Source organism: Pseudomonas putida (assembly GCF_002906855.1).
In the GTDB taxonomy this organism is placed as follows: Bacteria; Pseudomonadota; Gammaproteobacteria; order Pseudomonadales; family Pseudomonadaceae; genus Aquipseudomonas; species Aquipseudomonas putida_N.
In genome coordinates, this window is record NZ_MINI01000038.1 from 496,944 (window position 1) to 522,980 (window position 26,037).

Genomic DNA, 26,037 nt, shown 5'->3' on the forward strand with positions numbered 1-26,037 from the left:
GTACAAGCCGGGTATGGAGCCCAAAGGGCGGATCTCTAGAATCGTAACAAAAAATCATCTGCAAATACGAAGATTTCCCAAATGAATCACAAGAGCGCCATGAACGACTTCACTCCTGTTGTCCGGGGCGGTAGCCGCCTGCACCCGCTTGCCTTCTTCGTTGCCGTTGCCGTCAGTGGCAACGCCATGGCTGCCGAAAGCCAGCCGCTGGAGCTGGATGCCACGCAGATCGAGGACAGTGCGCTTGTGTCCGTAGATGAGACCGGGCAGCTCGGCTACACGGTGGAAAACACCCGCAGCTCCACCGGGCTGAAGCTGACCCCACGGCAAACGCCGCAGTCGGTCACCACCATCACCCGCCAGCAGATGGACGATCGCGATGTGCATTCCATCGAGCAGGCGTTGGACACCACCCCAGGTGTGAGTGCCACCAAGTCAGAAGTGGGTGGGCGCACCGATTTCCGTGCCCGGGGTTATTCGATCAGCAACTGGAAGGTCGATGGCCTGCAGTTCCAGGGTGGTTCCGACTTCAGCGGTGGCGGCAACGCGCTGAACATGGACCTCTACGAGCGCATCGATATTGTCCGCGGCGCCAATGGCCTGCTGGGCGGCACCGGCGACCCGTCGGCCACGGTCAACCTGATCCGCAAGGCGCCGACCAGAACCTTTGGCGGCAGCGCCTACGCCACCTACGGCAGCTGGGACAAACGCCGCCTGGGCGCCGACCTCAACTTGCCGCTATCTGAAGACGGCCGCCTGCGCTCGCGCTTCGTCATGACCCAGGGCGACGCCAACTCGTTCCGCGACAACCAGTCCGAACGCTCGCGCGCTGCCCTGGCCAGTTTCGCGTTCGACATCGACGACGCCACCACGATTGGCGCCGGCTACCAGTACGAATACAACAAGGTGGTCGGTGGCGGCTGGGGCGCCAACATCCCGATCTGGTACAAGGACGGCAGCAAGACCGACTTGCCACGCAGCACCAACGTGGTGCCGAGCTGGAGCTTCGGCGAGTACACCACCCGCACCGCCTTCGGCTCGCTGGAGCACCGCTTCGACAACGACTGGACCCTGGACCTGAAGGCCGCCCAAAGCACGGCCGAAGTGCTCAACCACCGTGGCCTGGCCAAGGTCAACTCGGCCGGCCGTGGCAGCTACGGCGGCTACTGGGACCAGGATGGCAGCGGCGCGGTGCTCAACGGCCTGCACAGCTCCAGTGACACCACCCAGCAGTCCGCGCAGATCGACCTGTCCGGGCCGTTCCAGCTTTTTGGCCGCACCCACCAGGCAATGGTCGGCTACAACGACAGCCGGACCGTGGCCAGGTCGCCGGAATACAGCTGCACCATGGTCAGCGATGACCGCGTCAGCGCGCCATCAGTGGGCTGCCAGTTCCGCGCCAACAACGGCTTTCCGCTTACCGACTGGCACAACGGCGTGGACGGCGACTACGACATGATTGCCTCGCGCACCGGTCGCCACAGCAAGACCACCACCCGTTTGCAGGGCATGTACGCGGCCACCCGGTTGAGCATTACCGACCCGCTGTCGGTCATCGTCGGCGTGCGCACCACCGATTACTCGGCAACCACCAACAGTGTCGCCGGCGTGCGCAGCAACCAACAGAACAACGGCATCGTCACCCCGTACCTGGGCGCGGTGTACGACCTCAATGACACTTACTCGCTGTATGCCAGCTACACCGACATCTTCAACCCGCAGACGGCCGAGACCGAAAGCGGTACCAAGGTCGAGCCGATTCGCGGCCAGAGCTACGAAACCGGCATCAAGGGCGAGTGGCTGGACGGGCGCCTGAACGCCTCGGCGGCGTACTTCCGCACCAAGCAACAGAACAAGGCGGTGCTCGACGACGGCTTGACCACGCCGACCGGTGGTGACGCCTACAAGGCCGGTACCGGGCAGGAAACCGACGGTATCGACCTGGAAATTGCCGGTGCGTTAACGCCGAACTGGAATGTGTATGCCGGTTATACCTACCTGCACTTCCGCCGCGTGGATAGCGACGGGCGCAGCGACCCGTCGCACCTGTTCAAGGCTTCGACCACCTATCGCCTGTCCGGCCCGCTGGAGCGCCTGACCCTGGGCGCGGGTGTGAAAGCGCAGACCAATATTCGCGCGATTTCCAGCCCGGCAGGGCAGCCGGTGAACGGCGTGAGTGCCGGGGCGACCGACGTGAACTGGTCGGGTTATGCGATCTGGAATGCCATGGCCAAATACCAACTGACCGACGACACCTCGGTGAGCCTCAATGTCGACAACCTGTTCGACAAGCATTACTACGCCCAGTACGGGTTCTACGCCGGGGCGATCTACGGTGACCCGCGCAACATGTCGCTGACGGTCAGCACCGCGTTTTGATCAATTGGGGTTGCCTTGCAGGCTATGGCTGGCAAGCGCGGCCCCAGCAAGACATGTGCAAGCCTCTTCTTCTTGCATTTCATCCGTAACCATAACGCGCACATGCGCACCGTACGGTTCTTCCATGTGCAAGCCAAAGTAACGGGAGTCGTTGGCATCCCAGAATGCCTCGACCTGCGCCATGGAGGCATTGGCAAGGAGCACTTCGGCGTTGTGCTCCAGGATGATCGAGTAACGGATTTCGGCATTCATTGCAGAGGGGCTCACAACGGCGGATTGAATAAATGGACGGGCGGGTAAATCGCGATGCCATTATGCCAACCTGCTCATTTTCGATCTTCGCCACTCGTCGCACGGCGTAGTCTGTCGTCGGCAATCGATTTGCAGAGGCTTGCTCAACGAGTTGTCGAAACTATCCCAATCCTCCCCAAACAACTCCACCGGATGCATAGTCCGGTCTGCTCCATTGCCACAGGCCAGAGCCTTGGCCGGGCAATACTGATCAGCTCCCACACCGATCGTGTTGGCTTCAAGGCAATTGATTCGGCAGCCCCCGGGCGCTGAAAACAAAAAAGGCCCACCTTTCGGTGAGCCTTTTGAGTATTGCGTATGGTGCCGGCACCAGACGTACGGTTACAGCCGCCCGGGCTAGTATTTCCGGCTGCCTGGAATTCTGTGGAAAATTAAGCGTATCTCAAAAAGTCACTATAAATTGTTCGGTTGGTCATGGCTTCCTGTGGAATCGAATTCGGGATTTATTGGCTTGTTCAGCTGCGCGACGTCGCCTGATAGAGCGATAGATAGTCGATGCTTAAGAGAGATCTGTGAGTGCCCGCCACCACAATCGATGGTGACAGGCACTAAACGTATCAATCAGCTAATCTGTTTCAGATACTCATGCGAGAGTATAAGAGAAATTTGAAATCTAACGTAATGTGCTCTCGACGGCTTTGATTACATCATCTCCACGGCTAATGTACATCGGGAAGCCGCTGACGTTAAGAATTTTGCTTTGTAGCTTGACTACTAGCTTGTCATCTTCGATGGATAGATCAAAAATCCCAGACTTTTCTCTGAGTATCGTTTTTGAGAGGATTTTTATTTCTTGTGTTGTTGTGCCGGCATTAAGTTTAGCCATCGCGGGTGCTGCAATGGATAACAGTAAGTCACGTAATGATTCTGCCTCGCTAATTTGGTCTGCCAGAGACGCAAATTTAATGCATCTAACCATTTCAGGGAAGTTTTCATAAATATCTTTACTGTCGAGAGTGTCAAGGTGAGAAATTTCATCAACGGCAGCGCTTGGTTTCCCTTCCGAGGTAAGTCGATCTGAATGCTTGTAATAAGACTCTACCGCACCTTTTCGCAATATGAAGCATCCTGCCAGTTCTAGTAGGTCGAGTATCGCTTCGATTCGACGCTTTATTGTGTTCCACTCTGCTCCTGATTTAAGCTCGTTTAACTTGCTGTCACCAAGTTCGAATAATGAGCAAAAGCACGCTCGTTTTTTTGCCTGAGCGTCACCAATATCTTTTCTGTTAATCCAATAAGGATGACTAACTGCGATGGCAGAAATGTCATCCCAGGATTTGATCACTAGACTGCAAAAATCATTGTACACAGTAGTAGCAAGCTGCGTGGCCGACTGAGCTCCAGTAGCGATTGCTTTTCGATTAGCCTCTTCGCAGTCCTTGAGGAAATAATTTGTAAGATCTAAGCCGTCAGCGAAAGCATCTGCATCTGCTAAAACTATTGGCGTCTTTCCTAAGAGCTTCATGAATTTCGAAACTACGGGCATCTGGCCCGTGCCGATCACCGGTAGTATCTGAGAGCCAGCAGCCTCTAGATGTAGTTCCAATTTCTGAGAGATGAAACTGCAAAGAAGCATATCTGACGGCCCCTCAACGAGCAGCGGTCTGCGAGAGAAAAGTGAAAGCTTGTGCTCTTGGCCCAAACGGGCGACCAAAGTTTGCAGTTTTTGATTTTTTAACTCTCCTGCAGACGGATCAACCTGGACAGGTGGTAGGCCGAGGTCGTGACAAAATAGTAATGATAATAGGTCATCGCACTTTAGTACTCTCAACATTTCTGTTGAGTGGGTAGCTATTAAAATTATTTTTTTGAAACTTCCTTCCGAGGGGTGGCCAGAGGCCGATATTATTTCATTTAGTAGGAATGCTTGGAGTTGCGGGTGTAATGAAACTTCAGGTTCGTCGAGTAGCAATGCTCCAACATCATCATCGTATAGGGCGGCCAATATCCCAACGAGGTGAAGTAATCCGGAAGCTTCTCTTCCAGATGAATATGGTTGATCTTCTCCGTCTAATCTCGCAAAGGAAACTTTTAAACTCCCGCCGTCCCATTCTATTAATATGTCCCTTTTGAAGAGCTTCCTAAGCCGTTCTTGCACTTTAATAAGTATGTCAGCTCTTTCGGAGAGGGTTTGAAAATCTCCCTCTAGGGTCTCAATATTATGTCGGCGAACAACATCGCTCTTGCTTCCAAATTGGGCGCTATTATATGGCGGATAGCCGCCGTGGTGACCGTTGTAATCTGATCTGTACTGCTCAAGTAATCCCATTCTGCCCGCAGAGAGAAATCTGACTTTTTTGTCTTTGGTATGTGAAATTAATGAGTTTTTCAGGGCCCTTAGTAAATGTGTCTTCCCGCTCCCGTTAGGTCCTATTAAAACAGTTAGCCCGCTCCGTAAGGTAACGGATCTATCGTAGTTTCCATTGTGGCTTTCAATATTTACATTTAAATTGATTGGGAATGTCATTGCTCGTCTCTGTTGTCGATGGCAAAGGGTTTAGGGCTGACTATTGTGCTGCCGGTTGTGGGTTGTTTTTTTGATTTCGTTTTTACTCGCTGGCGCCGTGCCCGTCCGAGCTGCACCATTTGACGAATGCCTACAAACGTTCACAGTCTGCTGTAGCCGTACGATAGTGGCCACTGCAGAACATGTTTTTCTGCGAATGTGGGCCTTGATGCCTGTCGTAGCCGAGATTACGCCTCCCACTACCTACCAATGCCATGGCGGTCATCTAAGTATCCGTTCTCCGATCCCAGCCCCACGTCATCCCGCCGAGAATGTTGAGTGTTATCAGGGATCAAGGCCCCTGCGACCTGTGGGGAATATCCTCTACGCGGGACTGGCGGCTCCTTACGACCGGGAGCAAGGGCTTCTCGTGATCTGGCCTCCTGAGCACCGTTACCGGTGGGCGGGTGGAGGGCGCATTGGCTGACTAGACCAGTGCCGCGAGATCCTGAGCCAGGTGCAAGCAGCAATGCGATGACCGGGGCATGCCTGATTGTCAGTCAGGTGCAGTCCATTCCGTGGTCTGCGGCACCATCACCTGCATGGCTGTTGCTGGTGACATCGGCGTTTGTCACGCCGATTGTCACGAGGGGGGATGCCGCAAAGCCTCGTGCGATCAGGGCTGCAGCAATGTCAGAAGTGCCCGTCTCTTTCCAGAGAAAGAGACGGGCACAGGTTGGCGCAATGTTCGGCCAAACGGATAGGTTGTTCCAGGGCAGCGAGGTACGGTGTATCGGCGCACGAGCACCATATGTGTAAGAGCATCCATCACAAGGGTAGTGACCGGGCGAGCTGCCGGATGCGAATCGCCCTTGGGGAGAACCACCGCGGGAGCGGCGTGACCTTGAAGGTTCGGGTCACCTGGGGTGCTGTCAACGACAGCATTTGCAACAACAGTTCTACGCCTGTGGATAATTTTGGTCAACGCCCCATTCCTCGTGGCCTCTGGGGTTGTGCATGAATTTATCCACCGGTGGAAATCAGTGGTATCCAAAGGATTCGTCTCGGTTTTTAGCTTTGCAAAGTGAGGTCCATCCAAACAGGGCGGCTTTGCAGCCCTGTTTGGATGGACCCGAATTAAAGAGCGGCCAACGGTGTTCTGGAAGGTTCACCGACGATTGAATGCGCCACGCCCACTTGGCAAGGGGGTGATGTTGTCCCCAGATGGATGGGCAAACTCATGTGGAGTGACATGCCCCGATCTGTTGGCATCGATGTAATTGCTCCACCACGCCATGATCAGCCTGCTCTGCTCCAAAAATTCGGCCTTGTGGATATAGGCGGCGCGCACGCGATTGCGTTCCTTGTGGCTCATCTGCCGCTCAATAGCCGCGTCTGTCCACAGCCCTGATTCCAGCAAGGCGCTACAGGCCATGGTCCTGAATCCATGCCCGCATACTTCCTTGGATGTGTCGTAGCCGATGTTGCGCAGTACCTGATTAACCGTGTTCTCTGACATTGGCTTCCAGTACTTGTGGTCACCGGGCAACACCAGTTCGGAGAAGCGACTCAAGCCGCGCAGCCGTTCAAGGATCGCAATGACTTGGGGAGAGAGCGGCACCATCTGTATATCTCCGCTCATCTTGGTGCCACGGGTGGAATTGCGTACGCCGTCGATGGGCTTGCGGGTGTCAGGAATTTCCCACATCGCCCTTTGCAGGTCGAACTCATCCCAGCGCGCAAAGCGCAGTTCGCTGGAGCGCACGAACACGTGCAGCGACAGCAGTACAGCCTGCTTGGTTAGCTCACGACCGTTGTAGTTGTCGATCCGGCTGAGTAGTTCAGGGAGGCGGTTGAGTGAGAGGGCAGGGCGGTGCACGGTACGCGGGGCATGAATCGACCCTGCCAGATCGAGCGCCGGATTCTGGCTGATCTGCCGCGCCCCGCATGATCGTGGAGAGATAGTTCTGCACACGCAGGGCAACGTCCATGGTGCCGCGCTCCTTGATACGCAGAGTGACCTCCAGCAGATCATGGGTATCAAGCTCAGCGATTGGGCGTTGGCCTATCAGGGGGAAGACGTGGGTGCGCAATCGGCTCATGACGGTTTTGGCGTGTCCCTCCGTCCAGCGCAGCGACATTTCGGCGTGCCACTCCAGGGCGACGGTTTCGAAAAGCAGGGAAGCTCGTTGAGCAGCTAGCTTCGCTTTGCTTCTTCTCTTCCATCGGGTCGAGGTTGTCGATCAACAGGGCCTTGGCTTCATCGCGCTTGGTCCTCGCTACGGCCAGCGAGATGATGGGGTAGTTGCCGATGATCAGCGTGCCTTCTTTGCCGCTGGGCTTGAAGTAGCGCAATCGCCACGTTTTCACGCCATTGGGTTTCACGAAGAGGTACATGCCGCCACCGTCGAACAGCTTGTAGGCACGTTCGCGAGGTTTCGCCGTACGGCATTTGAGGTCGCTGAGAGGAACGGCTAGACGTGGCATAAGGGTACGTTCTCCATGCAGGCAAGACGCTGTACCCTAAAAATACCCCCGGAGATGGGGTATTCTGTTGGATCCCGACGGAGGGTCCTGGAACGAAAAAACCCGCCAAAGGGCGGGTTTTAGGGGCTTCCAAGGCATTCGGTGGAACGCGATGGAGCTGGATATGGTGCCGGCACCAGGAATCGAACCCGGGACCTACTGATTACAAGTCAGTTGCTCTACCATCTGAGCTATACCGGCAATGGGGCGTCATTATAACGATCGGTTGGCGCCTGTAAACCACTTCCTTGCGAAAGCGTGAAAATAGCCTAAGTCACCGGCCCAAAAGGATATTTTCTTACCAGCCGCGGTGGATGGTGTTGACGCTCGGCTCGCTCTTGCCGGGGTTGAAAAACAGCTTGTCGTTGTCGCAGCCGCGCTTGCGGCAGGGGCTTTCCACGCGCAGGGGCAGGCCGTTGTCGCCGCCCAGCTGCATGCCGGGGGTGTTCCAGTCCAGGTTGCTGGCGGGGTGCGGGGCAGGGCTGTTGCTGCAGGCGCCCAGGGTGAAGGTGAAGGCCAGCAGGGCAAGGGATTTGGCTTGGGTCACGATGGTTTAGTCCGTTAGTCCATTGTCGATTCTGGCGCAACGCCAGACGGTCGCAGGGCTGGCGGGCAGCGTGCGACGTAGCTTTTTAATGATTTGGGGGGCAGATGATACACCGTCGGGCCTCTCGCGGGTGAGCCCTCATCCAAAGAGACCGTGGTGGTTTTGTATCGGCACTGATCCTGTTCCAGCATGCATTGGCGAGCATGAGTGATGAGAAGGGGCAGGTGCATGAGTGATGCCGGATATGGAGGATCACCATAAGCTTTTGGGCGCTGCGGATTATCTGCTGGCCCTGGCCAAAGCGCTGAAGAACGATACCGAGATTGCCAAGAACAAGGTGCATTGATTCGAGGGCCCTTTCGCGGGCGCGCCCGCTTCCACAGAGGGGAAATTGCCTAATCGAATTTTTGTTTATGCACAAGAGGCATTGCCGCCTTGCGCGAAAGGCATGCCGCTTCTCCGTACCGCCGGTCTTTGCGCAAACGCCTGTTTTTACTGGGCTTGACGCCCAGGCTGGAATAAGCCAAACGCTTGAAATAGCGCTTTGCTCCATCCAGTCATCAAAAGCTTGTTCACAGACTTATCCACAGGTTGTGCTGCGGCTAACGGTCACGTTCGGCCAGGAGCAACATGTTGCGTGGGGTGAGCGGATAGTCGCAGAAAGTGCCCAGCCGAACGGTGTAGCCCTGTTCTTCGAGGAACAGGGCGCGATCGAGCACCAGCCACAGCTCCAGTGGGCGGCGGAACAGGTTGCGCAGGCGTTCGAGGTTGCGTACTACGGCCAGGCGCTGCCAGCCGGCGGCCTCCAGCGCGGCCCAGTTCGGGTTGCCGCGTATCGCCACACCGCGCAGTTCGGCCAGCTCACGGCAGTACTGCTCGAAAGACTTGTCCAGCCAGGCGATTGGCAGCGAAGGGGTGGACAGGTATTCATCACACTGGCGCTGTTCGCGCTGCAGCAGGTCGAAGCCCAGGCGCCGGGCCATGGAGCAGTCGCGTTGATGCCGCACGCGGGCGCTGGCGGTGACGGCTTCGTTCAGCGGCAGGCCGAGGTCGATCATGCTCAGCTGCAGCGGGGAGTGCTGTGCAGCTGTGGATAACGGCTGATAGTGCTCGCCGGGGATGCGGTTGTAGCAGCAAGGGGCCACGGCCAGGTGGCGGCAGCCTTGCTGGCTGGCCTTGCGCAGCAGGTGCACGTGCAGTTCGCCGCAGGCATGCAGGGCGACCACGCTTTTCTCGTGGTTCAGGTGCTGGGTGCTGCCGGCAGCCATCACATCCTGGTGGATGTGGGTCGCGGGCAGGTGATGGTGATCGCTCAGGGCCTGGCCAGCGGCGACCAGCTCGGGGTTGTACTCCAGGCAGGTCAATTGCTGGCCGGGTTGCAGCAGGCGGCGGCCGAGGTGGCCTTTGCCGGAGCACCAATCCAGCCAGTGACGAGTGTGCTCGCGAAAGCCCAGGCGGCGGCTGAAGGCTTCGATCTGCTGCCATTTGCGGCCGGGTACGGCGACGTCGAGGCGGTGGCCGGCGGTGGGCAGGCCGGTGTCGGGGAGCTCGCCCAGGGCTGACAGTTGCCCGGCTTGTGCGGCCAGTTGCGGGAACGGGGCGGGCAGGCCTTGTGGGTTGGTGTCGGCTTCGGCGTCGGCCAGGGTGCTCTGGCGCAGGTAGGCGGCGAGTTCGGGGTATTCGCTTTCCCAGGCCAGGCGCAGGGCGGTGAAGGGCCGGGGTTTCCACAGCGGTTGGTGCTCGGTCAGGAACTGGTCGAGGGCCTGGAAGCGGTCTTGCAGGTGGGGGCTGTGGAGATAGGAAGGCATGGTGGGGTCTGAGAGTTTGGATATTTTTGAGAGCCCTTTCGCGGGACAAGCCCGCTCCTACAGGGATCGCGCAGCCTCGTGAGAGCGCGATCCCTGTAGGAGCGGGCTTGTCCCGCGATGGGCTGCAAGGCAGCCCCGAGTGATATCAGCTTAGCGGCCCTGGCAGGCGTCCACGCGCAACCAGCGCTCCAGCAGTTTGAAGCCTTGCACCAGCACGAACGAGATCGCCAGGTAGAACACCCCGGCCGCGAAAAAGATCTCCACCGGCAGGTAGGTCCGGGCAATGATCGTGCGGGCCATGCCGGTCAGTTCCAGCAGAGTCACGGTACTGGCCAGGGCACTGGCCTTGAGCATCAGGATCACTTCGTTGCTGTAGGCCGGCAGGCCAATGCGCGCGGCACGTGGCAGCATGATGTAGAACAGTGTCTTGCCCCGCGACATGCCCAGCGCCCGTGCGGCTTCGATCTCGCCCTTGGGGATCGACTGCAGCGCACCGCGCAGGATCTCGGCGATGTAGGCGGCGGTGTGCAGGGTCATGGTCAGCACCGTGCACCAGAACGGATCGCGCAGGTACGGCCACAGCGAGCTGGAACGTACTGCGTCGAACTGCGCCAGGCCGTAGTAGACCAGGAACAGCTGCACCAGCAGTGGAGTGCCACGGAAGAAGAAGATGTAGCTGAACGGCACGGCGCGCACGTACCAGTGGCGCGAGGAGCGGGCGATGCCCAGCGGGATGGCCAGGATCAACCCGGCAACCACTGCGATGGCCACCAGCTCCAGGGTCAGGGTCGCACCCTGGGCCAGGCGTGGCAGCCACTTGAAGATGACTTCCCAATTCATTTATTCGGCCCTCGCAAAGCCGCGAGCGGCGCGTTTTTCCATGAAGTGCATGCCGGTCATGGCGATGATGGTCAGGCTCAGGTAGATGCAGGCAGCGACCATGTAGAAGGTGAAAGGCTCCTTGGTCACGGTCACGCCGATCTGCGCGTGACGCATGATTTCTTCCAGGCCGATCACCGACACCAGCGCGGTGTCCTTCATCAGGATCATGAACAGGTTGCCCAGGCCCGGCAGGGCGATGCGCCACATCTGCGGCAGGATGATCCGCGACAGGATGCGGCCCTGGGACAGGCCCAGTGCGAGGCCGGCCTCACGGTGGCCCTTGGGGATCGCCAGGATCGCGCCACGGAATACTTCCGTGGCGTAGGCGCCGAAGCACAGGCCCAGGGCGATGACACCCGCGGCAAAGGCGCTGAGCTCAAGGCCGGGCATGTTCAGGGCTTCGCCGAGGCTGTTCATCAGGCCGACGGTGCCGAAGTAGATGAGCAGGACCCAGAGCAGTTCGGGCACGCCGCGCACCAGGGTCGAGTAGAAGCCGCCAAGCCATTGCAACGGCTTGATCGTGGAAGTCTTGGCCAGGGCGCCGAGCAGGCCCAGGACCAGCCCCAGCAGCAGGGCGCAGAGCGCCAGTTTTACGGTCATCAGGGTGCCGGCCATCATGGCCGGACCGAATCCGTGCAGGTCGATATTCATGGGCAGGTCATTCTAGGGACTTGCGCGCCGCAGGGGCGCGCAGGTCAGGGCGGATCATTCGATGCTGAATGGGAAGTACTTGTCGTTGATCTTCTTGTACGTACCGTCAGCCTTGATTTCTGCCAGGGCTTTGTTCAGATCGTCGCGCAGTTTGGTATCACCCTTGCGCACGGCAATGCCGATCTTGTCGCTGTCCATCACCGGTTCGCCCTTGAACTCGTAGTTCATGCCGTCCTTGCTTTTCAGCCACTCGTACTGCACGTACTTGTCGGCAAGGATGCCATCGATTCGGCCGGAAACCAGGTCGAGGTAGGCGTTTTCCTGGGTGTCGTAGAGCTTGACGTTGACATCCGGGAAGTTGTCTTCAAGGTAGGTGCCTGCCAACGTGGCGCGTTGGGTGCCGATGGTCTTGCCCTTGAGCGAAGCCTTGTCGGTCTTGAAGTCGACATTCTTCGGCGCGATGAACTGCAGCTTGTTGGAGTAGTACGGGTCGGTGAAGTCGACGGCCTGCTTGCGCTCGTCAGTGATCGACAGCGACGACACCAGGAAGTCGAACTTCTTGGCGTTCAGGGCCGGGATGATGCCGTCCCAGTCGGAGGTGACCACCGAGCACTCGACCTTCATCTTGGCGCACAGGGCGTCGCCGATGTCCTTGTCGAAGCCGACGACGTTACCGCTGGCATCCTTGTTGTTGAACGGTGGGTAGGCGGCTTCGATACCCATGCGCAGTTTTTCCGCGGCCATGGCGTTTGCCGACATCACCAGGGTGGCAGCGGCTGCCAGGAGGAACTTCTTGTAAGTGTGCATGTATTGCTCCGTTAGCGGTGGCTGGACATGAATTGCTTGCAACGCGCCGAGGTCGGGTTCTCGAAGACCTGCTGCGGCGATCCTTGCTCTTCAACCAGGCCCTGGTGCAGGAAGACCACTTCACTGGACACCTGGCGGGCAAAGTTCATCTCGTGCGTCACCAGCAGCATGGTACGGCCTTCTTCGGCCAGTGCGCGGATAACGTTAAGCACTTCCTGGACCATTTCCGGATCGAGCGCCGAGGTCGGCTCGTCGAACAGGATGACCTTGGGCTTCATGGCCAGGGTGCGGGCGATGGCAGCACGCTGTTGCTGGCCACCGGAAAGCTGGGCGGGGTAGCTGTGGCGCTTGTCGTAGATGCCGACCTTGTTCAGCAGTGCTTCGGCGGCTTCGATGGCCTCGGCCTTGCTCTGGCCGAGCACCCGGCGTGGCGCCTCGATGATGTTGTCGAGGATCGACATGTGTGGCCACAGGTTGAAGTTCTGAAAGACGAAGCCGATCTCGCTGCGCAGGCGGTTGATCTGGCGGTTGTCGGCGGCGATCAGGTCGCCGTTCTTGGCGGCCTTGAGCTTGAGGCTCTCGCCGGCAACGAGGATTTCGCCCTGGTGAGGGTTTTCCAGCAGGTTGATGCAGCGCAGCAGGGTGGACTTGCCGGAGCCGGACGACCCCAGGATGGAGATCACGTCACCGTCGCGTGCGGTCAGCGAAATGCCCTTGAGAATTTCCTGCTCGCCGTAGCGTTTGTGCAGATTGCGGATTTCCAGCGCGGGCGTGGCCTGGGCCATGTGCGGTCCTCATGTGATCGGGTGCGTTCCCAGCTGTTGGCGGCCTTCCTGGCGAGCGCCACGCTAGCATAGCGGCAATATGACGGCCAACAGGGTCGCAGGGGGCTCAAGGTGTTGCCGGGGCAGTTTGTCGCATCGTTGCAGTGCAACGTCGCGCAGATGTCCGCAAAGGGTCTCGCCCAGCTCCATAGCCTTGATGAAAAAAGGCGCGATGGTGCCAGTTTTGGCCGGCACTGGGAAGCTGTTTTAGACCATTCGCGAGCCATTTGCTGATCTGTACTGCGGCTACGGGTGCGACTGCGACCTGCTGATTCGAAGACTGAAGGTTGTACCTATGGGTTGCGCTTTTTGTGCATTGCGTCGGTGCAAAGGTGTTACCGAGGAGCACCTTTGGTGCGTTTGTAAGTGGGTATTTCCGTAATCCGGACCTGGAATGGGGATTTGGCGGCCTTTCGGTCAAAGGTTGGCCGAATGCCCTGCAGCCCGCGCCGTTACGAGGTCGGGGTATCCATCTGACGAATGCATTCAGCACATGGCGCGCTTATTGCCAGTAGGAAACCGCCGATTGCAGCGACGCCTAGGCCAACCCCAGGTGCGCTCTGTTCCCGCAGTCGGCGTGGTCCACTCCTTACAAAGGTAGTTTTAATGAGCGGTAACAATTCCAATGACCTCGCTCAGGGGCTCAAACAACGGCATGTCACCATGCTGTCCATCGCTGGCGTTATCGGCGCCGGTCTGTTCGTGGGTTCCGGCCACGCTATCGCAGCGGCCGGCCCGGCCGTACTGCTGGCCTATGCCGCCGCGGGTACCTTGGTCGTACTGGTAATGCGCATGCTTGGCGAAATGGCGATCGCCTCGCCGGATACCGGTTCGTTCTCTACTTATGCCGACCGCGCCATTGGCCGCTGGGCCGGTTTCACCATCGGCTGGTTGTACTGGTGGTTCTGGGTGCTGGTTATCCCGCTGGAAGCCAACGCCGCTGCTGCCATTCTCCATGCCTGGTTCCCGTCCGTGGACCTGTGGGCCTTCTCTCTTCTTATTACCCTGGCGCTGACCCTGACCAACCTGTGCAGCGTCAAGAACTACGGTGAGTTCGAGTTCTGGTTCGCCCTGCTCAAGGTGCTGGCGATCATCGGCTTCATCGTCGTCGGCTGCATTGCCATGTTCGGTTTCGTGCCGAGCAGCCAGGTGAGCGGCGCTTCGCACCTGTTCGATACCCAGGGCTTCATGCCCAACGGCCTGGGCGCGGTATTGGCGGCCATGCTGACCACCATGTTCTCGTTCATGGGTACCGAAATCGTCACCATCGCCGCAGCCGAATCGAAAGACCCGGGCAAGCAGATCAGCCGTGCCACCAACTCGGTGATCTGGCGTATCTGCCTGTTCTACCTGGTGTCGATCTTCCTGGTTGTGGCCCTGGTGCCGTGGAACGACCCGGCGCTGGCCGAAGTGGGTTCCTACCAGACCGTGCTGAGCCGCATCGGGGTGCCGAACGCCAAGCTGATCGTCGACATCGTCGTACTGGTCGCCGTGACCAGCTGTCTGAACTCGGCGCTGTACACCTCGTCGCGCATGCTGTTCTCGCTGAGCAAGCGTGGCGACGCCCCGGCCATCGCCCAGCGCACCACCAAGGCGGCTACCCCGCATGTGGCCGTGCTGCTGTCGACCGCTGCCGCGTTCCTCTGCGTGTTCGCCAACTACGTGGCCCCGGCCCAGGTGTTCGAGTTCCTGCTGGCCAGCTCCGGCGCCATCGCACTGCTGGTGTACCTGGTGATTGCCGTGTCGCAGCTGCGCATGCGCAGCCAGCGTGAAGCGCGTGGCGAGAAGATCGACTTCAAGATGTGGCTGTTCCCGGGGCTGACCTGGGCGACCATCGCCTTCATCGTGGCCGTGCTGGCGGTGATGGCGCTGCGTGAAGATCACCGTGCCGAGATCATCGCGACTGCGCTGCTGAGCATTGGCGTGGTGGCGGCTGGCTTGCTGGTGCACCGCAAGCGCGAAGCTGCCGGGCGGGTGGCGCTGGATAACTGATCCGCGCTTTCTGAAATGAAGAAAGGCCGCATCCTGCGAAGGATGCGGCCTTTTCTATTGCCTGTTCCTGGCCATTCGCGGGGCAAGCCCACTCCTACAGGTACAGCGCATGCCCTAGGCTTGAGGTGATCCTGTAGGAGCGGGCTTGCCCCGCGAATGGGCCGGAACAGGTTGCCAAGCCCGATCAGCCAAACTGCTTCTGCTGTTGCTGCTGCTTGGCCACCAGCTCGGAAGCGGCGATATAGGCTTCCTGGAACTCATCGCTCTCCAGCCAGGCCATGGTGGTGTCTTCGTCGGCGCCGTCGAGCCAGGTGCGGTAGGCGTTGAACACCAGCACGATGTAGTCGGTGGCGTGCTCTTCCTTGTGGCCCTTGAGTACCAGGGCCAGCAGTGGGTCGACCAGGAACACCGAGATCATCGCCACCAGGCTGGTTTCCTGGGCGGCCTTCATCTTGTCGAACAGCTCTTTGTAGCTGTCGGTCTCCATGGCCTTGTTGAACACCTGCTCGATGCTCGCGCTGTCACCGGCGCTGGCCTTGACCGCCTGGCCGCTGCGCACCATGCGGTTCTGCTTGGCTTTGCTGGCGGCGCGCTTGGCGCGTTTCTGTTGCTTGGTTGGGGTGGCCATGGGGTGAATCCTTGGGGTGTTCGGAAATTGCGCGTATTGAAGCGCAGCGGCCCGGGTGATTCAACTGGCGGGTGTTGTCGGCTCATCCTCCTCGAACCCGCGCGATGCCCGCCCGACCAGCAGATCATCCGGTGCGTGCGCCACCCGGTGGTCCTTGCCCGGGTAATCCAGTGAATGCAGGAAGTGGCGGATGCAGTTGATCCGCGCGCGCTTCTTGTCGTCCGACTTGATCACCGTCCATGGCGCATCGGCGGTATCGGTATGGAAGAACATCGCCTCCTTGGCTGCGGTGTAGTCCTCCCACTTGTCCAGCGACTTGATGTCGATGGGTGACAGCTTCCAGTGCTTGAGTGGGTCGTCCCGGCGTGAAATGAAGCGGCGCAGCTGCTCTTCGCGGTTCACCGAGAACCAGTACTTGAATAGCAGGATGCCGCTGTTGCACAGCATGCGTTCCAGATCCGGCGCCTGGCGCATGAACTCCAGGTATTGCAGCGGCGAGCAGAACTCCATGACCTTCTCGACACCCGCGCGGTTGTACCAGGAGCGGTCGAAGAAGACCATTTCACCCGCCGTGGGCAGGTGCTGGATGTAACGCTGGAAGTACCACTGCCCCAGTTCCTGCTCGGAAGGCTTCTCCAATGCGACGATTCGTGCGCCGCGTGGGTTCAGGTGCTCCATGAAGCGCTTGATGGTGCCACCTTTGCCCGCCGCGTCACGCCCCTCGAACAGGATCACCACGCGCTGGCCGGTTTCCTTGACCCAGCTTTGTACCTTTAGCAGTTCGATCTGCAGCGCGTGCTTGGCCTTTTCGTAATCCTGGCGGCGCAGGCGGGTGCGGTACGGGTAGCTGGCCGGCAGGCGCGCCGAGGTGCTGTCTTCGGTACTGCCCTTCGGTGCGCTGGCCACTTCAAGCGCGGCTGGGGCCTGGCTGACCTGAGTGATGGTGGGCTCGGGTTTGCGTTGGCGAGGGCGGCGAGGGCGAGGTGCGACAGGGGCGGGGGAAGAGGATTCGCCGGGGGCGGGGAGGAGGAGGGTGGCTTCTTCGCTCATGGAGGTCCTTGCGAGGTCGGGTCGAATGTCCACCTGCAATTTTGAGTCTGAGCGAGAAAGGGCTTGTTGATACCGGTCAACGGCAGAAGGGAGGGCGGGGCAATAAATCACAGACAACAAAAAACCCGCACTAGGCGGGTTTCTCGTTGTCGCTTCGGGTAACTTTGCAACCACCAGAAGCTTGAAGGTGGTGCCCAGAGACGGAGTCGAACCGCCGACACGAGGATTTTCAATCCTCTGCTCTACCGACTGAGCTATCTGGGCGACGAGGTGAATTAAATAGATTTTCTGACGGCCCGTCAACGACTTTTTGAAAAAATTTTAAATTAATTCCGTCGCTTACGTTTCATGGGGTCATTCGGCGGGTGGAACGTAGCCTTCCGCCTGGGCGTATTCCTCGCCGGCGAAGAACTTGTCCATCTCGCCCTGAAGGAACTTGCGGTCCTCGCCGTTCATCATGTTCAGGCGCTTTTCGTTGATCAGCATGGTCTGGTGCTTCTTCCAGTCTTCCCAGGCTTTCTCCGAGATGTGTTCGTAGATGTCCTGGCCCTTGGCGCCGGGGTAGGGCGGGCGGTCCAGGCCTGGGAGTTCTTCTTTGTACTTGCGGCACATCACGGTGCGGGTCATTCGGCTTCTCCTGCAATCAGTTCGTCGGCCGCGCGTTTGAGCAGCTTCTTGACCGGGGCGGCGAGGCCCAGGCGCGGCGGGGTGGCGAGGTTATACCAGAGCCAGTCGGCCTCGGCCACGTGCTGGCCAACCGGGTCGACGCGTACCAGCCAGGGCTCGATCGCCAGCTGGAAGTGGCTGAAAGTGTGGGTCAGGCCGTCCAGTGCGCGGCTTTCGGCCAGGCGCAGGCCATGCTGGTAGGCGAGGTCGTCGAGCTGGGCAATATCGTCGAGTTCCGGCAGGCTCCACAGGCCGCCCCACAGGCCGCTGGATGGCCGGCGGTAAAGCAGGATGGCGCCTTCAGGGTTGGCCAGCAGCGGCATCAGCGTGCGCCGTTGTGGCAACGCCTTGCGTGGCTTGGGCTCGGGGTAGCGGGTTTCTTCGCCGTGCAGGTGCGCTTCGCAGCCGCGCTGCAACGGGCAGATCAGGCAGCTGGGCTTGCTGCGCGTGCACAGCGTCGCACCCATGTCCATCATCGCCTGGGTGTAGTGGTTGGCGCGCTGCTGCGGGGTGAAGCGCTCGGCCGTGGCCCACAGCTGGTTGGCCACCTTGGGCTCGCCGGGGTAGCCGGCCTGGGCGGTGTAGCGGGCCAGCACGCGCTTGACGTTGCCATCGAGAATCGGCGCGCGGATGCCCATGCTGATGCTGGCGATGGCACCTGCGGTCGAGCGGCCGATGCCGGGCAGCTCGGTGAGCTGCTCGACGCTGCGCGGGAATTCGCCGCCATGCTGCTCGACGACGATCTTCGCGGCCTTCTGCAGGTTGCGTGCGCGGGTGTAGTAGCCAAGGCCCGTCCACAGGTGCAGCACTTCGTCCTCCGGCGCCGCAGCCAGAGCCTGCACGGTTGGCAGGGCCTGCATGAAGCGGTCGAAGTAGTTCAGCACGGTGCTGACCTGGGTCTGCTGCAGCATGATTTCCGACACCCATACCCGGTATGGGTTGATGCCCTGTTGCCAGGGCAGGTCATGGCGACCGTGCTGGTCGTACCAGTCCAGCACGGCGCTGGAGAACTGCGTGGGGGTCATCGCTTGAACAGCCCCTTGAGCGCGTCTTTCAGTTCTGGGCTCACTTTGTCTCCGAGTTTTTCATCGATCTTGTCTTTGAGGCGATTGCCGGCCAGCTTGGCCGCGACCTTGCCCAGGCCGTCCTGGTCCAGGCGGCAGGCCTTGGCACCGAGTTCCAGCGGGCCGCGGCAGCGCAGCGGCACTTCCACGCCCACGAAGCGTTCGTTGACCTGGCAAGCCGGGTCGGGCATGGCGCGCTGGTCTCCTTCGACGATCACGCCGATGTTGTAGTCCATGCCCAGCACGCGCAGGTCGAGGTCGCCATGGCCGTTGACGGTCAGGCCCGGGATACGTGCCTTGAGGTCAGGGTTGCTGGCCACGCCATTGCGAATCACCAGGCTGCCGCGCAGTTCTTCGAACGGGGTGTCCTTACCGCGCGGCTCACCGCTCAGGGTTTTGCGGTTGAGGGTGGCGATGGCCTGGCAGAGTTGCTGCTCAAGGTTGGCGTTGACCAGCACGCCGTCATTGATGGCGAAGTTTGCGCTGCCATTGAGGGTATCGACCAGTGCCTTCTGGCTGTTACCGGTGGCGGTCAGATCACTGGTCAGGGTGAGCAGGCCTTTGACCGGCGGGGTCTGCTCCTTGCCTTCGGCCTTGATGAAGTGCTCGACCGGTACCCGGTTGATCTTGGTGTTGATACCGAGCTGCGGCACGGCAGGGCGTACGTCGAGGTTGCCCTTGGCTTCGAAAGTCCCGTTGTAGAGGCCGCCACGTAGCGCCTGCAAGGTCAGCAGGCCGCCCTGGCCGGTGGCCTGCAGCTGGGCGTCGCTGATCGGCATTTTGTCCAGCGTCAGCGAGCCGAAGGCCAGGTCGGCCTGCAGGTCGAGTGCGCGCAGGCGGTCGACCGGCAGCAGCTTGTCACCGCTCCAGGCCACCTGAGTCGGGGCGCTGGGCAGCGGCGAGCTACCGGCAGCGGCCACGGCGCTGGATTCCTGTTGCTGGACCTCGGCCTGACGTGCGGCAGTGGCACCCTTGGCCTCTTCGCTCTTGGCCGGCATGTAGCGATCGGCGTCGAACTTATCGCCTTTGAGCTGCAGGCGCAGGGCCTGCTTGGCGAAGTCCTCGATGGCCACACGGCCTGTGAAGGTGCTGTCGTCCAGTTTCACGGCCAGGTCGGCCAAGCTCAGGCTGGTTGGCGTGCCTTGCAGGCGGGTCACCAGCTCCAGCTTGCCGAACACGGCGGGGTCGGTGGTGACCGGCAGCGGGTGGCCGATGCCGTCGAGGAAGGTGCGCAGGTTGAACTGGGCGATGGACAAGCCGCCACTCAGTTGCGGGGTCTTGTCCAGTTCACGCACGTTCAGCTCGCCGAGGGCACGCAGCTGGTTGGCCGAGACCTTCAGGCTGTTCCACGAGGCCACGTTGGCACCCATGTCGACCAGCAACTGGCCCTGTGCGCCGAAGGTGACGGTCTTGCCACCGGTAGGTTCGCCCGAGGTTTCGCCGGTCAGGCGCAGGTCTTCGAAGTTGTAGCGCTTGAGCTTGCGGTCGAAGCGCAGCTCGCCAGCCAGCTCGGTGCGGGCCTTGATGGCCGGCTGGCTGGCGCTGAGGAAGGCGCTGGCCTTGAGGGCGATGTTGGTGCCTTCGTGGACCGGGCCGGTGCTCAGCTGGATGCTTTCGGCGCTGTAGCTCTGGCCGCTCTTGGCATCGGTGTAGTAGACCCGGGCGTTGTTCACGGTGAGGCTGTCGATGTCGAGCTTCACCGCGCGCTCGCTGCTGCTTTCGACAGGTTTGGCGGGCTGCTCGGCAGGTGCCTGGGCGGGGGCGTTGGCAGTGCCGTCGGTTGCAGCCGGCAGCGGCTTGCCGATGTCTTCCCAGTTGCCGTGGCCGTTTTCGTCACGCGCCAGGGTCAGGTTGAGGCCCTCGACGCGTACATCGCTCATCTGCACTTCGCGACGCAGCAATGGCAGCACGCGCACCGAGAGGCCGAGCATCTGCAGGTCGGCGAACGGTTCCTTGGGTTTGGTCAGGGTGGCGATGCTCGCTTCGTGCAGTTCCAGGCCCAACCAGGGGAACAGGCTCCAGCCGATGTCGCCGTTGAGGGTCAGCTCGACGTGGGCCTTGTCGCGCGCCAATTGGCGGATCTCGTCTTTGTAGTCGTTGGGATCGAAGAGGTGGGTCAGGGCGAAGCCCAGCGCCACGATGATCAGCAGCAACCCGAGAAGCCCAAGTCCCAGGATTTTGCCGAACGCTTTCATGGGCGAGTCCTTGTAGTCCGTAGTGTGAATTCCGAGCGGCTGAGTATAGCGCCGCAGGGGTGGGGCCTGCGTATTCGACTAGCGATGCAGGGCATTTCCGATGTTTGCGTGATTCGACAGCGGTGGTTTTGTCAGTTCCTTCGCCGCTGGATTGTGTAGAAATACCGATTCAGCCAGGCGAAAAATAACGATATCAGATTGCTTTCATGTCATCTGCGAACTGGTACCCTTGTGCCGCTTTGCGGAGCGGCCGCGACTCATTGTCGCGGGCCGTTGCCCAGGGAAAAGTCCAGTTCGCCCTGCGTGCGAGCACAAGAGCCCGGGATGCCATCCGCCAGCACTGACTACCTATAAAAGGATCGAATCCATGAGCAGTACCATCACGGCAGAGGGGCTGGCCAGCGCGCCGAGCTTCCTGTCGAAGGAGCGTATCATTGCCCGCCCGGGCTTCAACCGCTGGCTGGTCCCGCCAGCCGCCCTGGCCATCCACCTGTGCATCGGCATGGCCTATGGCTTCTCGGTGTTCTGGCTGCCACTGTCGCAAGCCATTGGCATCACCGCGCCGGTTGCCTGTTCGGCCGACATGGGCTTCATCGCCCGTATGTTCAGCGCCGAATGCGATTGGCCGATCTCGATGCTGAGCTGGATCTACACCCTGTTCTTCGTCTTCCTCGGCTGCTCGGCCGCAGTACTCGGCGGCTGGCTGGAACACGCCGGCCCGCGCAAGGCCGGCCTGGTTTCGGCGCTGTGCTGGTGTGGCGGCATGCTGATCTCGGCGATCGGCGTGAAGACCCACCAGCTGTGGCTGATGTGGCTCGGCTCCGGTGTGATCGGCGGTATCGGCCTGGGCCTGGGCTACATTTCGCCGGTCTCGACCCTGATCAAGTGGTTCCCGGACAAGCGCGGCATGGCCACCGGCATGGCGATCATGGGCTTCGGGGGGGGCGCCATGGTTGGCGCACCGCTGGCCACCGCGTTGATGGGCCACTTCGGCAACGAACATGAGGTGGGCGTGTGGCAGAGCTTCGTCGCCATGGCCGCGATCTACTTCGTGTTCATGACCGCTGGCGCCCTGGCTTACCGCGTGCCGCCGACCGGCTGGAAACCTGAAGGCTGGACCGCTCCGGTGAGAAAAGCGGGTAACGGCATGGTCACCGATCGTCACGTGCATGTAAGCGTTGCCTGGAAAACCCCTCAGTTCGCCCTGGTATGGCTGGTGCTGTGCCTGAACGTTTCGGCCGGTATCGGCATCCTCGGCATGGCGTCGCCGCTGCTGCAGGAAGTGTTCGCTGGCAAGTTGCTGGGCAACGAGCTGAGCTTCAGTGAGCTGAATGCCGCGCAATTGGCGCAGATCGCGGCCATTGCCGCTGGCTTCACCGGCCTGCTGAGCCTGTTCAACATCGGTGGCCGCTTCTTCTGGGCGTCGTTCTCCGACTACATCGGCCGCAAGAACACCTACTTCGCCTTCTTCGCCCTGGGCGTCGGCCTTTATAGCCTGGTGCCCAACATGGGCCACCTGGGCAACGTGGCGCTGTTCGTCGCGGCGTTCTGCATCATCCTGTCGATGTACGGCGGTGGTTTCGCTACCGTGCCGGCCTACCTGGCAGACCTGTTCGGCACGCAGATGGTCGGCGCCATCCACGGTCGCCTGCTGACTGCCTGGGCTGCAGCCGGCGTGCTGGGCCCGGTGCTGATCACCTACCTGCGCGAGTACCAGCTGGCGGCGGGTGTGGAGCGTGCAGCGGCCTACGACATGACCCTGTACATTCTCGCCGGTCTGCTGGTGCTGGGCTTCTTCTGCAACCTGCTGATCCGCCCGGTCGCCGACAAGCACTTCATGAGCGATGCCGAGCTGGCTGCCGAACGTGCGCTGAGCCACGACAAGGGTGCTGACGGTGCCCGTTCGCTGGAGTGGCATGCCGCACCGGGTAGCCTGCCGCTGGTGCTGCTGGCCTGGGCTGTGGTGGTCGTGCCTTTGGCCTGGGGTGTGTGGGTGACCCTGCAGAAGACCGCTGTACTGTTCCATTGATGTAGCCATCTGGGGGTTGCCTTGCAGCCCCCATGACCTGCTTGTATAGACCTGTAGGGCCGTCCGGCCCCGCAATTCCTTGCCATGCCATATGTCATCCGCGTTTCAAGCTGGCGCGTTCTGGGCCTATAATGGAGCCCTTTTCGCCCAATGATTTTGCGGAGCTGGTGATGGTCGAACGTAAGGCTTCCGTCGAGCGCAATACCCTGGAAACCCAGGTCAAGTGCTCGATCAACCTCGATGGCAGTGGCAAGGCCCGATTCGATATCGGTGTGCCTTTCCTTGAACACATGCTGGACCAGATCGCCCGTCATGGGCTGATCGATCTGGATATCGAGTGCAAGGGTGACCTGCATATCGACGATCACCATACCGTCGAAGACGTCGGTATCACCCTGGGCATGGCATTCGCCCAGGCCATCGGCGACAAGAAAGGCATCTTCCGCTACGGCCATGCCTACGTGCCGCTGGACGAAGCGCTGTCGCGCGTGGTCATCGACTTCTCCGGCCGCCCTGGCCTGCAGATGCATGTGCCCTACACCCGCGCTACCGTTGGCGGCTTCGATGTCGACCTGTTCCAGGAGTTCTTCCAGGGCTTCGTCAACCACGCCCTGGTGACCCTGCACATCGACAACCTGCGTGGCCACAACACCCACCACCAGATCGAAACCGTGTTCAAGGCTTTCGGCCGCGCCCTGCGCATGGCCGTGACCCTCGACGAGCGCATGGCCGGGCAGATGCCGTCGACCAAAGGGTGCCTGTAAATGCAGACGGTAGCCGTAATCGACTATGGCATGGGCAACCTGCACTCGGTGGCCAAGGCGCTCGAGCACGTCGGCGCCGGCAAGGTGCTGGTCACCAGCGACGCTGCGGTGATCCGCGAGGCTGACCGCGTGGTGTTCCCTGGTGTGGGTGCGATCCGCGACTGCATGGCCGAAATCCGCCGGCTGGGCTTCGATAGCCTGGTCCGCGAAGTAAGCCAGGACCGCCCGTTCCTCGGCATCTGCGTCGGCATGCAAGCGCTGCTCGACCATAGCGAAGAGAACGACGGTGTCGACTGCATCGGCCTGTTCCCTGGCCAGGTGCGCTTCTTCGGCAAAGACCTGAAAGAAGACGGCGAACACCTGAAGGTGCCGCACATGGGCTGGAACGAAGTCAGCCAAACCATCGACCACCCGCTGTGGCACGACATTTCCGACCGTGCACGCTTCTACTTCGTGCACAGCTACTACATCAATGCCGGCAAGCCTGGCCAGGTAGTCGGCCGCGGCCACTATGGCGTCGACTTCGCTGCCGCGCTGGCCGATGGCTCGCGCTTTGCCGTGCAGTTCCACCCGGAGAAGAGCCATACCCATGGCCTGCAGCTGCTGCAGAACTTCGTCGCCTGGGACGGGCGCTGGTAAATGAGCCGTTCGAAGACCAAGGCCCCGGTCATCACCCTGGCCCCCGAAGAGGAACGCGAGGCGCTCGACACGCTCAAGCGTTTTCTCGAAGACCGCTTCGAGCTGCAGCTCGGGTCGTTCGAGGTGGCCGAGGTCCTCGAGCTGTTCAGCAAAGAAATTGCACCCCATTACTACAACAGGGCGATTGCCGATGTTCAGCTGCACCTCAAGGAGCGGTTCGAGAGCATCGAAAGCGATCTGTGGGCACTCGAAAAGCCCTGAACCCCCAAGAACAGACAGGTTCCCAAGATGCTGATTATCCCCGCTATCGATCTGAAGGACGGTGCCTGCGTGCGCCTGCGCCAGGGCCGCATGGAAGACTCCACGGTATTCTCCGACGACCCGGTGAGCATGGCCGCCAAGTGGGTCGAGGGTGGCTGCCGCCGCCTGCACCTGGTTGACCTCAACGGCGCCTTCGAAGGCCAGCCGGTCAACGGTGAAGTGGTTACTGCCATCGCCAAGCGCTACCCGAACCTGCCGATCCAGATCGGCGGCGGTATCCGCTCGCTGGAAACCATCGAGCACTACGTCAAGGCTGGCGTCAGCTACGTGATCATCGGCACCAAGGCGGTCAAGCAGCCTGAATTCGTTGCCGAAGCGTGCAAGGCGTTCCCGGGCAAGGTCATCGTCGGCCTGGATGCCAAAGACGGCTTCGTCGCCACCGACGGCTGGGCGGAAGTGAGTTCGGTGCAGGTCATCGACCTGGCCAAGCGTTTCGAGGCCGATGGCGTCTCGGCGATCGTCTACACCGACATCGCCAAGGACGGCATGATGCAGGGCTGCAACGTGCCCTTCACCAAAGCCCTGGCCGAAGCTACGCGCATCCCGGTAATCGCCTCGGGCGGCATTCACAACCTGGGTGACATCAAGGCCCTGCTGGACGCCAAGGCCCCGGGCATCATCGGCGCCATCACCGGCCGTGCCATCTACGAAGGCACCCTCGATGTCGCCGAGGCCCAGGCCTTCTGCGACAACTACCAAGGCTGAGGACTGAACCATGGCACTGGCCAAGCGCATCATCCCTTGCCTGGACGTGGACAACGGCCGGGTGGTCAAGGGCGTCAAGTTCGAGAACATCCGTGATGCCGGCGACCCGGTGGAAATCGCCCGTCGCTACAACGAGCAGGGTGCCGACGAAATCACCTTCCTCGACATCACGGCCAGCGTTGATGGCCGCGACACCACGCTGCATACCGTCGAGCGCATGGCCAGCCAGGTGTTCATCCCGCTGACCGTGGGCGGTGGCGTGCGCACCGTGCAGGACATCCGCAACCTGCTCAACGCCGGTGCCGACAAGGTTTCGATCAACACTGCTGCGGTGTTCAATCCGGAGTTCGTCGGCGAGGCGGCGGACCGTTTCGGTTCGCAGTGCATCGTCGTCGCCATCGACGCCAAGAAGGTGTCCGGGCCAGGTGAAGCGCCGCGCTGGGAGATCTTCACCCACGGCGGGCGCAAGCCTACCGGGTTGGATGCCGTTGAATGGGCGAAGAAGATGGAAGGCCTGGGTGCCGGCGAGATCCTCCTGACCAGCATGGACCAGGACGGCATGAAGAACGGTTTTGACCTGGGTGTGACCCGTGCCATTAGCGATGCGCTGGGGATTCCGGTGATCGCTTCGGGTGGTGTGGGTAACCTGCAGCACCTGGCTGACGGGATTCTCGAAGGGCATGCCAGCGCGGTGCTGGCGGCCAGCATCTTCCACTTTGGCGAGTACACGGTGCCTGAGGCCAAGGCTTACATGGCTTCGCGCGGTATCGTCGTTCGCTGAACCATTGATTGGGGCTGCTGT

General features: G+C 60.6%; 22 protein-coding genes, 2 tRNA genes and 2 pseudogenes. 9 read left to right on the plus strand and 17 right to left on the minus strand.

Annotation, left to right across the window (positions count from 1 at the left end):
• Positions 1-81: 81 nt before the first annotated feature.
• The gene (locus BGP85_RS14770) at positions 82-2,379 is read left to right on the plus strand and encodes a TonB-dependent siderophore receptor (protein ID WP_103448617.1); all 2,298 of its coding nucleotides are present in this window, start codon (positions 82-84) and stop codon (positions 2,377-2,379) included.
• Here BGP85_RS14770 and BGP85_RS14775 read toward each other — a convergent pair whose 3' ends face one another.
• From BGP85_RS14775 to BGP85_RS14805, 6 genes and pseudogenes are all read right to left on the minus strand, one after another.
• Positions 2,380-2,631 (minus strand): hypothetical protein, encoded by a 252-nt coding sequence (locus BGP85_RS14775; protein ID WP_103448618.1) that lies wholly within the window; start codon positions 2,629-2,631, stop codon positions 2,380-2,382.
• 60 nt (positions 2,632-2,691) lie between these two features.
• The gene (locus BGP85_RS14780; protein WP_103449862.1) at positions 2,692-2,922 is read right to left on the minus strand and encodes a DUF3079 domain-containing protein; all 231 of its coding nucleotides are present in this window, start codon (positions 2,920-2,922) and stop codon (positions 2,692-2,694) included.
• 382 nt (positions 2,923-3,304) lie between these two features.
• Positions 3,305-5,158: an ATP-dependent nuclease gene (locus BGP85_RS14785; protein WP_103448619.1), complete on the minus strand. Its 1,854-nt coding sequence runs from the start codon at positions 5,156-5,158 to the stop codon at positions 3,305-3,307.
• 1,147 nt (positions 5,159-6,305) lie between these two features.
• A pseudogene (locus tag BGP85_RS14795) lies at positions 6,306-7,624 on the minus strand (tyrosine-type recombinase/integrase).
• A 164-nt stretch (positions 7,625-7,788) separates the two neighbouring features.
• Positions 7,789-7,864: transfer RNA gene (locus BGP85_RS14800), tRNA-Thr, on the minus strand.
• A gap of 97 nt (positions 7,865-7,961) precedes the next feature.
• Positions 7,962-8,210 (minus strand): hypothetical protein, encoded by a 249-nt coding sequence (locus tag BGP85_RS14805; RefSeq protein ID WP_103448620.1) that lies wholly within the window; start codon positions 8,208-8,210, stop codon positions 7,962-7,964.
• Positions 8,211-8,451: 241 nt separating this feature from the next.
• Here BGP85_RS14805 and BGP85_RS29820 point away from each other — a divergent pair.
• Positions 8,452-8,556 (plus strand): annotated as a pseudogene (locus BGP85_RS29820) (DUF3077 domain-containing protein); the annotation flags it as partial.
• Positions 8,557-8,812: 256 nt separating this feature from the next.
• Here the strand turns inward: BGP85_RS29820 and BGP85_RS14810 are convergent.
• The 5 genes from BGP85_RS14810 to BGP85_RS14830 form a co-directional block, all read right to left on the minus strand.
• Positions 8,813-10,018, minus strand: a complete 1,206-nt coding sequence (locus BGP85_RS14810; RefSeq protein WP_103448621.1) for a methyltransferase — start codon at positions 10,016-10,018, stop codon at positions 8,813-8,815.
• Between the two features lie 150 nt (positions 10,019-10,168).
• Positions 10,169-10,858, minus strand: a complete 690-nt coding sequence (locus BGP85_RS14815; RefSeq protein WP_103448622.1) for an ABC transporter permease — start codon at positions 10,856-10,858, stop codon at positions 10,169-10,171.
• On the minus strand, positions 10,859-11,551 hold the full coding sequence (locus tag BGP85_RS14820; RefSeq protein WP_103448623.1) for an ABC transporter permease: 693 nt from the start codon (positions 11,549-11,551) through the stop codon (positions 10,859-10,861).
• Positions 11,552-11,605: 54 nt separating this feature from the next.
• The gene (locus tag BGP85_RS14825) at positions 11,606-12,358 is read right to left on the minus strand and encodes an ABC transporter substrate-binding protein (RefSeq protein WP_103448624.1); all 753 of its coding nucleotides are present in this window, start codon (positions 12,356-12,358) and stop codon (positions 11,606-11,608) included.
• Positions 12,359-12,369: 11 nt separating this feature from the next.
• Positions 12,370-13,143 (minus strand): ABC transporter ATP-binding protein, encoded by a 774-nt coding sequence (locus BGP85_RS14830; protein ID WP_085677911.1) that lies wholly within the window; start codon positions 13,141-13,143, stop codon positions 12,370-12,372.
• Between the two features lie 645 nt (positions 13,144-13,788).
• Here BGP85_RS14830 and gabP point away from each other — a divergent pair.
• Positions 13,789-15,174 carry a GABA permease gene (gabP, locus tag BGP85_RS14835; RefSeq protein WP_103448625.1) on the plus strand — a complete coding sequence of 462 codons (1,386 nt, stop codon included), beginning with the start codon at positions 13,789-13,791 and terminating at the stop codon, positions 15,172-15,174.
• A gap of 184 nt (positions 15,175-15,358) precedes the next feature.
• Here gabP and BGP85_RS14840 read toward each other — a convergent pair whose 3' ends face one another.
• The 6 genes from BGP85_RS14840 to BGP85_RS14865 form a co-directional block, all read right to left on the minus strand.
• Positions 15,359-15,802 (minus strand): hypothetical protein, encoded by a 444-nt coding sequence (locus tag BGP85_RS14840; protein WP_027917576.1) that lies wholly within the window; start codon positions 15,800-15,802, stop codon positions 15,359-15,361.
• A gap of 60 nt (positions 15,803-15,862) precedes the next feature.
• Complete coding sequence (ppk2, locus tag BGP85_RS14845) at positions 15,863-16,852, minus strand: polyphosphate kinase 2 (protein WP_103448626.1); 990 nt, start codon at positions 16,850-16,852, stop codon at positions 15,863-15,865.
• Between the two features lie 188 nt (positions 16,853-17,040).
• Positions 17,041-17,116, minus strand: a tRNA-Phe gene (locus BGP85_RS14850).
• Positions 17,117-17,206: 90 nt separating this feature from the next.
• On the minus strand, positions 17,207-17,479 hold the full coding sequence (locus BGP85_RS14855; protein ID WP_103448627.1) for an oxidative damage protection protein: 273 nt from the start codon (positions 17,477-17,479) through the stop codon (positions 17,207-17,209).
• A complete protein-coding gene (mutY, locus tag BGP85_RS14860; RefSeq protein ID WP_103448628.1) occupies positions 17,476-18,543 on the minus strand; it encodes an A/G-specific adenine glycosylase in 1,068 nt (355 codons plus the stop codon). The genes BGP85_RS14855 and mutY overlap by 4 nt, the downstream gene beginning before the upstream one ends.
• Positions 18,540-20,777: an AsmA family protein gene (locus BGP85_RS14865; protein ID WP_103448629.1), complete on the minus strand. Its 2,238-nt coding sequence runs from the start codon at positions 20,775-20,777 to the stop codon at positions 18,540-18,542. Before BGP85_RS14865 ends, mutY begins: the two co-directional genes overlap by 4 nt.
• A gap of 367 nt (positions 20,778-21,144) precedes the next feature.
• On the opposite strand from BGP85_RS14865, the gene BGP85_RS14870 reads away from it, so the two are divergent.
• The 6 genes from BGP85_RS14870 to hisF all read left to right on the plus strand — a co-directional run bounded on the left by BGP85_RS14870 (position 21,145) and on the right by hisF (position 26,016).
• Positions 21,145-22,806, plus strand: a complete 1,662-nt coding sequence (locus tag BGP85_RS14870) for an OFA family MFS transporter (protein WP_103448630.1) — start codon at positions 21,145-21,147, stop codon at positions 22,804-22,806.
• Between the two features lie 170 nt (positions 22,807-22,976).
• Positions 22,977-23,570 (plus strand): imidazoleglycerol-phosphate dehydratase HisB, encoded by a 594-nt coding sequence (gene hisB / locus BGP85_RS14875; RefSeq protein WP_027917570.1) that lies wholly within the window; start codon positions 22,977-22,979, stop codon positions 23,568-23,570.
• Entirely contained in the window at positions 23,571-24,209 is a 639-nt protein-coding gene (gene hisH, locus BGP85_RS14880; RefSeq protein ID WP_060512243.1) for an imidazole glycerol phosphate synthase subunit HisH, read from the plus strand. It begins immediately after the preceding gene.
• Complete coding sequence (locus BGP85_RS14885) at positions 24,210-24,470, plus strand: DUF2164 domain-containing protein (RefSeq protein ID WP_060512242.1); 261 nt, start codon at positions 24,210-24,212, stop codon at positions 24,468-24,470.
• A gap of 27 nt (positions 24,471-24,497) precedes the next feature.
• Positions 24,498-25,235 carry a 1-(5-phosphoribosyl)-5-[(5-phosphoribosylamino)methylideneamino]imidazole-4-carboxamide isomerase gene (hisA, locus tag BGP85_RS14890; protein WP_003255731.1) on the plus strand — a complete coding sequence of 246 codons (738 nt, stop codon included), beginning with the start codon at positions 24,498-24,500 and terminating at the stop codon, positions 25,233-25,235.
• Between the two features lie 10 nt (positions 25,236-25,245).
• Entirely contained in the window at positions 25,246-26,016 is a 771-nt protein-coding gene (gene hisF, locus BGP85_RS14895; RefSeq protein ID WP_011536177.1) for an imidazole glycerol phosphate synthase subunit HisF, read from the plus strand.
• Positions 26,017-26,037 lie beyond the last annotated feature (21 nt).

Bases quoted from the DNA above. Each gene is read 5' to 3' on its own strand.
- BGP85_RS14865 (WP_103448629.1), bottom strand. From the start codon at position 20,777: ATGAAAGCGTTCGGCAAAATCCTGGGACTTGGGCTTCTCGGGTTGCTG.
- hisH (WP_060512243.1), top strand. From the start codon at position 23,571: ATGCAGACGGTAGCCGTAATCGACTATGGCATGGGCAACCTGCACTCG.
- BGP85_RS14830 (WP_085677911.1), bottom strand. From the start codon at position 13,143: ATGGCCCAGGCCACGCCCGCGCTGGAAATCCGCAATCTGCACAAACGC.
- mutY (WP_103448628.1), bottom strand. From the start codon at position 18,543: ATGACCCCCACGCAGTTCTCCAGCGCCGTGCTGGACTGGTACGACCAG.
- hisB (WP_027917570.1), top strand. From the start codon at position 22,977: ATGGTCGAACGTAAGGCTTCCGTCGAGCGCAATACCCTGGAAACCCAG.
- gabP (WP_103448625.1), top strand. From the start codon at position 13,789: ATGAGCGGTAACAATTCCAATGACCTCGCTCAGGGGCTCAAACAACGG.
- BGP85_RS14855 (WP_103448627.1), bottom strand. From the start codon at position 17,479: ATGACCCGCACCGTGATGTGCCGCAAGTACAAAGAAGAACTCCCAGGC.
- BGP85_RS14775 (WP_103448618.1), bottom strand. From the start codon at position 2,631: ATGAATGCCGAAATCCGTTACTCGATCATCCTGGAGCACAACGCCGAA.
- BGP85_RS14840 (WP_027917576.1), bottom strand. From the start codon at position 15,802: ATGGCCACCCCAACCAAGCAACAGAAACGCGCCAAGCGCGCCGCCAGC.
- BGP85_RS14785 (WP_103448619.1), bottom strand. From the start codon at position 5,158: ATGACATTCCCAATCAATTTAAATGTAAATATTGAAAGCCACAATGGA.
- hisF (WP_011536177.1), top strand. From the start codon at position 25,246: ATGGCACTGGCCAAGCGCATCATCCCTTGCCTGGACGTGGACAACGGC.
- BGP85_RS14810 (WP_103448621.1), bottom strand. From the start codon at position 10,018: ATGCCTTCCTATCTCCACAGCCCCCACCTGCAAGACCGCTTCCAGGCC.
- BGP85_RS14820 (WP_103448623.1), bottom strand. From the start codon at position 11,551: ATGAATATCGACCTGCACGGATTCGGTCCGGCCATGATGGCCGGCACC.
- BGP85_RS14815 (WP_103448622.1), bottom strand. From the start codon at position 10,858: ATGAATTGGGAAGTCATCTTCAAGTGGCTGCCACGCCTGGCCCAGGGT.
- BGP85_RS14870 (WP_103448630.1), top strand. From the start codon at position 21,145: ATGAGCAGTACCATCACGGCAGAGGGGCTGGCCAGCGCGCCGAGCTTC.
- BGP85_RS14825 (WP_103448624.1), bottom strand. From the start codon at position 12,358: ATGCACACTTACAAGAAGTTCCTCCTGGCAGCCGCTGCCACCCTGGTG.
- ppk2 (WP_103448626.1), bottom strand. From the start codon at position 16,852: ATGAGCGAAGAAGCCACCCTCCTCCTCCCCGCCCCCGGCGAATCCTCT.
- BGP85_RS14770 (WP_103448617.1), top strand. From the start codon at position 82: ATGAATCACAAGAGCGCCATGAACGACTTCACTCCTGTTGTCCGGGGC.
- hisA (WP_003255731.1), top strand. From the start codon at position 24,498: ATGCTGATTATCCCCGCTATCGATCTGAAGGACGGTGCCTGCGTGCGC.
- BGP85_RS14885 (WP_060512242.1), top strand. From the start codon at position 24,210: ATGAGCCGTTCGAAGACCAAGGCCCCGGTCATCACCCTGGCCCCCGAA.